The organism is Microbacterium sp. T2.11-28, assembly GCF_950097975.1.
In the GTDB taxonomy this organism is placed as follows: domain Bacteria; phylum Actinomycetota; class Actinomycetes; order Actinomycetales; family Microbacteriaceae; genus Microbacterium.
The window spans coordinates 71119-80250 of the sequence record NZ_CATNHF010000033.1 but is presented as its reverse complement, the minus strand read 5'-3'; the positions used below and the strand labels follow the sequence as shown (position 1 = coordinate 80250).

Sequence of the window (9132 nt, the reverse complement as noted above, 5' to 3'; positions counted from 1 at the left end):
GTCGCGATGCGCGCCGCGGCCGCGCGGACCTGCCGCCACGTCGCGGCGGCGAGGGGCACGGCGGCGAACACCTCGAAGACGGCGAGGGGGACCAGCACCGCCACCGCGAACGACGGGCCGGGCAGGGCGCCGTCCGCCACCGAGGGCGCCGCGACGACGACCGCCAGCAGCGAGGCCGCGCCGGCCAGGAGGGAGACCACCGCCGCCGTGCCGGCCTGCGCGGCGGCGCGTCGGGCCACCGCGCGGCGCAGGCGCGCGTCGGCGGCCGAGATGCGCGCGCGGCTCGATCCCTCGGCCCCGTAGGCGATCAGGACGTCGAGGCTCCCCAGGTGATCGAGCACCGCGTCGGCGAGCTCGGCGCGCAGCGGGGCGATGGTCCGCTCGGCCCGTGAGCCGCTCGCCCAGCCCCACGCGATCGCGGCGACCGCGGCGACCGCCAGGCACGCGAGCAGCACGAGGGCGGCCGGCCACCAGATCACGCCGACGAGGACGACCGCGCCGAGGGCGACCGCCGTCGACGACACGAGCGGCAGCACGACCCGCAGCGGAAGGTTCTGGAGCTCGTCGACGTCGTCGACGAGGGCGCCCAGGACCGATCCGCGGCCGGTGCGTCCGAGCCCGTCGGGGGCCAGCGGCACGATCCGCCGGACGAGGTCGGTGCGGGTCGTGGCCAGCTGGCGCAGGGCCGCGTCGTGGCTGGCCAGGCGCTCGGTGTAGCGGAACGCGGCGCGGGTGAGGGCGAACAGGCGCACCCCGACCACCGCCGCCGAGAGGTACATGAGCAGCGGCTGCTCGCTGGCCCGCACGATCAGCCACGAGCTGACGGCGAGCAGCGCGACCGCGGACGCCTCCGACGCGAAGCCGGACGCGGCCCCCGGCCAGAAGCGGCGGGCGGACGGCATCGCGCCGCGGAGGATCTCGGCCGCGCTCGTCATGCCGTGACCTCCGCGGCTGCGGGCGCGAGCGTCACGATCTGGTCGGCGATCGCCCGGGCGCTCGTGCGGTGCGAGACGAGGAGCACCGCGGCGCCCGCGTCGGCGAGGCGCCGGACCGCGTGCCAGAGCGCGGCCTCGGTGTCGGCGTCGAGGGCCGCGCTGGGCTCGTCGAGGGCGATGACGGGGGCCAGCCCCCGCAGGTGCCGGTGGAACGCGCGGGCGACCGCGACCCGCTGCGCCTGTCCGCCGGAGAGCCCCGCGCCCTGCACGCCCAGGACGAGGTCGGCGGGGATGCCGCCCGCGCCTGCCAGCTCGAGCGCGCGCGCGATCAGCTCGGGCGCGCGCTCGCCGGCGGGATCGCCCAGGGTCACGTTGTCGGCGACCGTGCCGGCGATGAGCCCCGGCTGCTGGCCGGCCCACGCGAGCCACGCAGAGGGGTGCAGCCGCGCCGCATCCGTGCCGCCGACGGCGATCTGGCCGGAGTACGGCGCCGCGCCGCGCAGCGCCGCCAGGACGCTCGACTTCCCCGCACCGCTCGGACCCTCGATCAGGGTGACCGTGCCCGGGAGGGCGGTGAAGGAGACCGCGGGGAGGCCGCGGACCGACAGGTCCCGCACCGTGAGGCCCCGCCCCGAGAGGTCCTGCGCTGAGAGGTCCTGTGCGGAGAGGTCCTGCGCTGAGAGGTCCTGTGCGGAGAGGTGCTGTGCGGAGAGGTGCTGTGCGGACGGTGCGCGGTGCGAGGCCGCGTCCCCGTCGAGCTGCGCGGGAGCGCCCTCGCCTGCGCCTGCGCGGGCCGCGTCGGCCGCGCGCGCCGCGTCGAGCACGGCGAACACGTCGTCGGTGGCCGCCACCCCCTCGGCCGCGGCGTGGAACTGCACGCCGACCTGGCGCAGCGGCAGGTAGGCCTCGGGCGCGAGCAGCAGGACGAACAGGCCGACCACCAGCAGCATCGATCCGTCCATCAGGCGGAAGCCGATCGAGACCGCGACGATCGCGACGGCGATCGACGCCAGCAGCTCCAGCGCGAACCCCGACAGGAACGAGACGCGCAGCACCCGCATCGTCTCGCGGCGGTAGGTGTCGGTGACGGTGCCGATCGAGGCGACCGCCCGGTGCTGGCGTCCGAACACCTTGAGGGTCGACAGTCCGCGCACGGTGTCGGCGAACCGCGCCGCGAGCCGGCCGAGCGTCTGCCACTGCCGCTGCTGGACGGCGCGGGTCGCGAGGCCGATCAGGACCATGAACAGCGGGATGAGGGGAAGGGTGAGCAGGACGGTCAGCCCCGAGATCCAGTCCTGCCACCACATGACCGCCAGGATGATGGGCGTCGCGATGGCGGTCTGCACGAGCTGCGGCAGGTAGCGCGAGAAGTAGGCGTCGAGCGCCTCGAGCCCGCGGCCCGCCGTCACGGCGAGCCGCGCGCTGTTCTGCGCGGCGAGCCACCCGGGGCCGAGCGCACCGACGGCGGCGACCAGGTGCGCGCGCAGCTGGCCCTGCACGCGGGCGGCCGCGCGCGCCGACACCGTGTCGCGCGCCCACAGCAGCACCGCGCGGACGGCGATGATCGCGGCGAGCCAGCCGAGCGTCTCGCCCAGCGGCCCGGCGAGGGGGACGCCGTCGATCGCCTGCGTGATCGCGCGCGTGAGCAGCCAGGCGAACCCGACCACGACGAGGGTCTGCGCCAGGCCGAGCACCGCGATCACGACGAAGAAGCCGCGGGACGCCGACGCGTAGCGCAGCAGGCGGGGGTCGACGGGCCGGGTCCGCGTGCGTGCGGGGGCGTCGTCCGTCGGTGCCATGCTTCGATCCTGCCTTACCCGGGACGACGCGTCCGCTCGGCCCCCACGGGGCGGAGCGGGCGCGTGCCGGTCAGTGCGCCGTCGCGTCGGCCTTCTCGATGACGGCCCGGGTGACGCGCTTGCGGAAGATCCAGTAGGTCCAGCCCTGGTAGAGCAGGACCATCGGCAGGAAGATGAGCGCCGCCCAGCTCATGATCTGGAGCGTGAGCTCCGTGCTGGACGCGTTGGAGATCGTCAGGCTGTTGTCGACGTCGGTGGACGACGGCATGACGAACGGGAACAGCGCGAGCCAGAGCGTGAGCACCGCGAAGACGATCGTCACGGCGCCGGCGGCGAAGGCCCGGCCGTCGCGGTCCACCCAGTTGAAGTAGACCGAGACGAGCAGCGCCACGGCGGCGACCGCGCCGCAGGCGACGACGGCCCACAGGAGCGGGGCGTCCCGCCCGGCGGCGATGACGGTGGTCCACACGACGGTGCCGGCGGCGAAGAGGACGGTGGGGATGGCCAGCTTCTTGCCGAGCGCCTGTGCGTCGTGGTGCACGCGTCCGTCGGTCTTCAGGCCGACGAAGTACACGCCGTGCAGGAAGAAGAGCAGGAGGGTGGTCGCCCCGACCCAGAGCCCGTAGGGGTTCAGGAGCGTCAGCAGGGATCCGGTGAACTCGTGGTCCGCGTCCAGAGGCACGCCCTGCACGATGTTGCCGACGGCCACGCCCCACAGCAGCGCCGGGACGGCGGACCCGATCGTGATCATCCAGTCGAAGCGGCGCTTCCACGCCGGATCGTCGCGCTGGTGCCGGTACTCGAACGACACGCCGCGGGCGATGAGGGCCAGCAGGATGAGCAGCAGCGCGAGATAGAAGCCGCTGAACAGCGTGGCGTACCACTCGGGGAAGGCGGCGAACAGGCACGCCCCCGCGACGATGACCCACGTCTCGTTGAGGTCCCACACCGGGCCGATCGTGTTGATCACCTGGCGGCGGGAGACCTCGTCCTTGCCGAGGAACGGAAGGGACATGCCGACGCCGAAGTCGAATCCGTCGAGCACGAAGTAGCCGACGAAGAGCACTCCGACGATGAAGAACCAGAGGTAGGCGAGATCCATGGCGTGCTCCTAGTAGACCGTCGTGGGCGTCTCTTCGACCGACAGCTCCGAGGGCTGCGGGTCGTCGGGTCCGGGCAGGGGGTCGGGCCCGGCCTTGACCGTCTTGACGATCAGGCCGAACTCCACGACGGCGAGGATGAGGTAGATCAGCGTGAAGGCGATCAGCGAGACGAGCACGCTCCACCCCGGGACGCTCGGCGAGACGCCGTCCTCGGTGAGCATCAGCCCGAACACGATCCACGGCTGGCGGCCCATCTCGGTGAAGATCCAGCCGACGAGGATGCCGAGCAGCGCCAGCGGCGCCTGCCAGACGGCGATCCGCCACATCCAGGGGGCGACCGGTCGCGTGGCCTTGCGCCGCGTGACCCACAGCCCGGCGACCGCGATCAGGGCGGCGATGCCGCCGAAGCCCATCATCCAGCGGAACGACCAGTACGTGACCCACAGGATCGGGGCGAAGTTGCCGTCGACCTGGTCGGCGAACTGCGGGAACAGCTCGTTCGTGTAGAGGAGGTTCAGATCGTTGATCCCCTCGACGCAGCCGTTGATGTCGTGCGTGGACAGGAACGCCAGCAGGTACGGCACGCGCAGCGACCAGATCTCCCCGGTGCCGTCGGGGGTGCCGATCGAGAAGAGCGAGAACGAGGCGTCCGCACCGCACGCGGAGTTGAACATCGCCTCGGCAGCCGCCATCTTCATGGGCTGCGTCTCGACCATCACGAGGCCCAGCTGGTCGCCCGACAGCACGACGCCCGCGAAGGAGACGACCACGGCCCACAGCCCGAGCTTCAGGGCGGGGCGCATCATCTCGTCGTGCTGATGGCGCGACAGGTGCCACGCCGCGGCGGCCACCATGACCCCGGCGGAGAACATCAGCGCCGAGAGGATCGTGTGCGGGAACTGCGTGAGGGCGACGGGGTTGGTGAGCACGGCGAGGAAGTCCGCCATCTCGGCGCGGTGCCCCTCGGCGGACATCCGGTATCCCACCGGGTTCTGCATGAAGGCGTTCGCCGCGAGGATGAAGTAGGCCGACAGCCAGGTGCCGAACACCGTGATCCAGATGGTGGCGAGGTGGATGCCGCGGGGGAGGCGGTTCCAGCCGAAGATCCACAGGCCGATGAACGTCGCCTCGAAGAAGAACGCCATGAGGCCCTCGAAGGCCAGCGGTGCGCCGAACACGTCGCCGACGAAACGGCTGTAGGAGGACCAGTTCATGCCGAACTGGAACTCCTGCACGATGCCGGTGACGATGCCCATCGCGAAGTTGATCAGGAAGATCTTCCCGAAGAACCGCGTCAGGTGCAGCCACTTCACGTTCGCCGTCCGGAACCACGCGGTCTGGAAGATCGCCACGAACAGCGACATGCCCAGCGTCAGCGGGACGAAGATGAAGTGGTACAGCGTCGTGAGGCCGAACTGCCACCGAGCAAGCAGCAGCGGATCCAGAAAGTCCATGCGAGTCCCTCCCGTGCCGGGGTCTTCCTGATGACTGAAGGTACACAGGTCACTTTCAGGCGGTGACCCCGGGCGCCGTGAAAAAGAGAGGACCCGCGATCAGCCCGCGGCGGAGGCGTGGATGAGCTGCACGACGCACTGCCGCGGGTCGCACGACGAGCGCATCCCGTCGACCGACAGCGGTCCGCCGGCTTCGCTGAGCACGCTCTGCATGAGCCCCAGGTGGACGCTGCAGAGCACCTCTCGGTGGGCGGCCTGCGCCTCCGCCTGTGCGCACGGGGTGAGGTCGACGGTGAGGTCGCGCTCGTCCACCAGCGGGTCGAAGCCGGCGTCGATGAGGTCGTCGATGAGGGCGTCCACCTGGTGCAGCGCCTCGGTGTCGAGCTCGGGCGGGGCCCCCGGCAGCACCCGGCGCATGAGGTCGCCGCGCTCGGCGGCCGCCTTCACCTTGCGCTTCTGCACGGGGCTGGAGGCGTGGGCGCCGTCGGCGACGCTGTAGAGCACGCGCGGGCGGCCGCGGGTGGTGCGCAGTTCGGGCAGCGCGACGACGTATCCGTCGTCGATCAGGCGCTGCAGGTGCTCGCGCACGGTGTTGGGATGCAGGCCCGTGGCATCCACGAGCTCGGAGATCGTGCGCTGCGGCCGCTCCTGGATGAGGTGCAGCAGCTCGACGCGGGAGTAGCTGGAGATCGCGCTGTAGCCGATGGGGCGCCCTGTGGTCATACCACTCATTATTCACGGTGAATCCGCGGAAGGGAAGAGGTTTCGCCGTCGCTTTTCTCCGGTCCCCCGGAAGGCGGGTTCGAGCGGATGACGGCGGGCGGACCGCTCGCGTTCGCCCCCTGTTCGCCGAGTGTTCGCCGGGGGACGCGACGATCGCGAGCGTGCCGTCGCACCACGCCGCACCGTCGCCGCGCGGCGCCGTGGGCGCCGTCCCGCACCCGACCGAACCCTGGAGTGAGATGCCTTCCACATCCCTGCGCGCCACATCCCTGCGCGCCACACCCCTGCGCGCCACACTTCTGCGCGCCATCGGCCTGCGCCACCGCCCGTCCGGCGCCGCGGATGCCGTCCGAGCCCGGATCTCCGGCGCGCTCGCCGTCGCCCTCGGCGCCGGACTGCTGGTCGCGCCGCTGGCGGCGCTGCCCGCCGTCGCCGCCGACTCCGGGGTCGTCATCAACGAGATCGAGTCCAACGGGGACACCACCGACTGGATCGAGCTGCTCAACACCTCGTCCGCCCCCGTGGACGTCTCGGGCTGGATCGTCAAGGACGACGACGACACGCGCACCGATGCCGTGCCCGCCGGCACCGAGCTCGCCCCGGGGGAGTTCTTCGTCTTCACCGAGCCGGAGCTCACGTTCGGTCTGGGCATGGCCGACGCGGCGCGGCTGTACCTGGCCGACGGTGCGACGCTCGTGGACTCCCACACGTGGACGCAGCACGCGACGACGACCTACGGGCGCTGCCCCGACGGCACCGGGGAGTTCGTCACGACCGCCGCGTCGACGCGCGGCGCCGCCAACGACTGCGCGCCCCTCCCGACGCCCACCGCCACCCCGACCGACGACCCAGCCGCCGGCGTGATCGTGGTCAACGAGGTCGAGTCCAACGGCGATGACACGGACTGGGTCGAGTTCGCCAACACGAGCGACGCCGACGTCGACCTCGGCGGGTACATCCTGCGCGACAACGACGATGCCAAGCGCTACGACCTCCCCGCGGGATCGGTCGTGCCCGCGCACGGCCTCCTCCTCGTCGACCAGCTGACCGCCCATTCGCCCGGGTTCGACTTCGGGCTCGGCGGTGCCGACATGGTGCGGCTCTTCGCCCCCGACGGTGTGAGCCCGGTCGCCTCGTTCGCCTGGACCGTGCACGCCGCGACGAGCTACGGACGCTGCCCCGACGGCACCGGCGAGATGCGCGAGACGACGGTCACGACCAAGGGCGCGCCGAACGACTGCGCGCTGCCCGTGAAGATCAACGAGGTCGAGTCCAGCGGCGGCACGCCCGGCGACTGGATCGAACTCGTCAACCTGAGCGACGCGGTGATCGACATCGGCGGTCTCGTCGTGACCGACTCCGACACGACCGGCCACCGCTACACCGTGCCGGCGGGGACGGAGATCGCGGCGAAGGGCCGCCTCGTGCTCGAAGAGGCGGACTTCGGGTTCGGGCTCGGCTCGGCCGATGCCGTGAGCCTCTTCGACGTCGACGGCTCCACCGTGCGGGACGCGACCTCGTGGACGGCGCACGCCGGGACCACCTGGGGCCGGTGCCCCGATGCCACCGGGGTGTTCGCCGAGACCGCCGGAGCCACGAAGGGCGAGGCGAACCAGTGCGAGGGCGAGGTCGTCGTGACGGCCTGGCCGGGCGGTGCGGACGTGCGCGCGCTCGACGACGACGGCACCTTCTCGGGCGACCTCAGCGGCCTCGACGCGGCCGGCGACGCGCTCTGGGCTGTCGAGAACGGCAACGGCCTGCTCTACCGCCTGCAGGAGGCCAGCCAGAAGTGGCTTCCCGCGGCGGGCTGGGCGGACGGGAAGAAGCTCCGCTACCCCGGCGGTGCCGGCACGGTCGACGCCGAAGGCGTGACGGTCGTCGGCGACAGCGTCTATGTCTCGAGCGAGCGCGACAACGACCAGAGCTCGGTCAGCCGTCCCGCCGTGCTCCGGTTCGACGACGTCTCCACCGGATCGGAGCTGGTGGCCGCGGCCGAGTGGAACCTGGCCTCCGACTTCCCGGGCCTCGGCGCGAACGCCGGACTGGAGGGCATCACGTGGATCCCCGACAGCCGGCTCGTGTCGGAGGGGTTCGTCGATCAGCGCACCGGCGCGGCGTACGATCCGGCGACGTACGCCGGGCACGGGAACGGGCTCTTCTTCGTCGGCGTCGAGGGGACCGCTGCCGTGTACGCCTACGCGCTCAGCGCCGACGGCTCCTTCGCCCGCGTCGCCGCGATCGAGACGCCGTTCGCGCTCGTCGCCGATGTGCAGTTCGACCGCGGCGTGCTGTGGGTCGTCTGCGACGAGGCGTGCGAGGGACGCACCGCCACGTACGAGATCGACGGCAGCGGCGCCTTCGTGCCGACGAACGTCTACGCCCGTCCCGCGGGGATGGCGAACGTGGCGAACGAGGGCTTCGCGATCGGGTCGTCGTGCGTGGGCGGGTCGGCGCAGACGTTCTACGCCGACGACGCCGACACCGACGGCTTCTCGCTGCGGGGCGGAACGCTGCCGTGCACGACGGACGCCGAGCCGACGCCGACGCCGACGCCGACGCCGACGCCGACCGCGACGCCGACGCCGACCGCGACGCCGACGCCGACCGCGACCGCCACGCCCACCCTCGCCCCGACACCGACCGCGCCCGACGAGGCCGACCTGACCGACGAGAACCGCGGCACGATCGAGGCGCCGTCGCAGGTGCGCCCGGGCGGCACGATCCGCGTGCAGCTCGACCCCGCGCTGGCCGGCGCCACGGTGCACGTCTGGCTGTTCTCCGAGCCGACCGACCTCGGCGCGGCAGTGGTGGGTGCGGACGGCGCGATCACGGTGCGGATCCCGAGCTCCGTGCCGGCCGGCGACCATCGCCTGGTGATCACCGACGCGGACGGCGCGATCCTCGCCTGGACCGAGCTCGCCGTGACGGACGAGGGTCTCGCCGTCACCGGCGGGGACGCCGGCGGGTCCGCGCTGTCGGTCGTCGGCGGAGTGCTCGCGCTCATCGTCGGCCTGGCGCTCCTGCGCCGCGCGCGTCGCGCGACCGCCTGATCCCTGAGCCACGAGGGCGGCGCACCGCATGTGGTGCGCGGCCCTCGTGCGTCCCCGTGTGCAGAGCG

6 protein-coding genes are annotated in these 9132 nt (G+C 72.5%); 1 reads left to right on the top strand and 5 read right to left on the bottom strand.

Going from position 1 to position 9132, the window contains the following annotated elements:
• The 5 genes from QQZ13_RS16290 to QQZ13_RS16270 form a co-directional block, all read right to left on the bottom strand.
• Nucleotides 1-935, bottom strand: a 935-nt coding sequence (locus QQZ13_RS16290) for an ABC transporter transmembrane domain-containing protein (protein ID WP_284530658.1), incomplete at its 3' end; no start/stop codon positions are given.
• A complete protein-coding gene (cydD, locus tag QQZ13_RS16285) occupies nt 932-2734 on the bottom strand; it encodes a thiol reductant ABC exporter subunit CydD (protein ID WP_284530656.1) in 1803 nt (600 codons plus the stop codon). The genes cydD and QQZ13_RS16290, both read right to left, overlap by 4 nt.
• A 70-nt stretch (nt 2735-2804) precedes the next feature.
• Nucleotides 2805-3836: a cytochrome d ubiquinol oxidase subunit II gene (gene cydB / locus QQZ13_RS16280; RefSeq protein WP_284530654.1), complete on the bottom strand. Its 1032-nt coding sequence runs from the start codon at nt 3834-3836 to the stop codon at nt 2805-2807.
• 9 nt (nt 3837-3845) lie between these two features.
• Complete coding sequence (locus QQZ13_RS16275; RefSeq protein ID WP_284530653.1) at nt 3846-5291, bottom strand: cytochrome ubiquinol oxidase subunit I; 1446 nt, start codon at nt 5289-5291, stop codon at nt 3846-3848.
• 99 nt (nt 5292-5390) lie between these two features.
• Nucleotides 5391-6014, bottom strand: coding sequence for a metalloregulator ArsR/SmtB family transcription factor (locus tag QQZ13_RS16270; RefSeq protein ID WP_284530652.1), 624 nt, complete (start codon nt 6012-6014; stop codon nt 5391-5393).
• Between the two features lie 239 nt (nt 6015-6253).
• Here QQZ13_RS16270 and QQZ13_RS16265 point away from each other — a divergent pair, with 239 nt between their 5' ends.
• Entirely contained in the window at nt 6254-9064 is a 2811-nt protein-coding gene (locus QQZ13_RS16265; protein WP_284530651.1) for a lamin tail domain-containing protein, read from the top strand.
• The last annotated feature ends 68 nt before the right edge of the window (nt 9065-9132 follow it).

Excerpts from the sequence above, each read along its gene's own strand:
- cydD (WP_284530656.1), bottom strand. The coding sequence starts at position 2,734 with ATGGCACCGACGGACGACGCCCCCGCACGCACGCGGACCCGGCCCGTC.
- cydB (WP_284530654.1), bottom strand. The coding sequence starts at position 3,836 with ATGGATCTCGCCTACCTCTGGTTCTTCATCGTCGGAGTGCTCTTCGTC.
- QQZ13_RS16275 (WP_284530653.1), bottom strand. The coding sequence starts at position 5,291 with ATGGACTTTCTGGATCCGCTGCTGCTTGCTCGGTGGCAGTTCGGCCTC.
- QQZ13_RS16270 (WP_284530652.1), bottom strand. The coding sequence starts at position 6,014 with ATGACCACAGGGCGCCCCATCGGCTACAGCGCGATCTCCAGCTACTCC.
- QQZ13_RS16265 (WP_284530651.1), top strand. The coding sequence starts at position 6,254 with ATGCCTTCCACATCCCTGCGCGCCACATCCCTGCGCGCCACACCCCTG.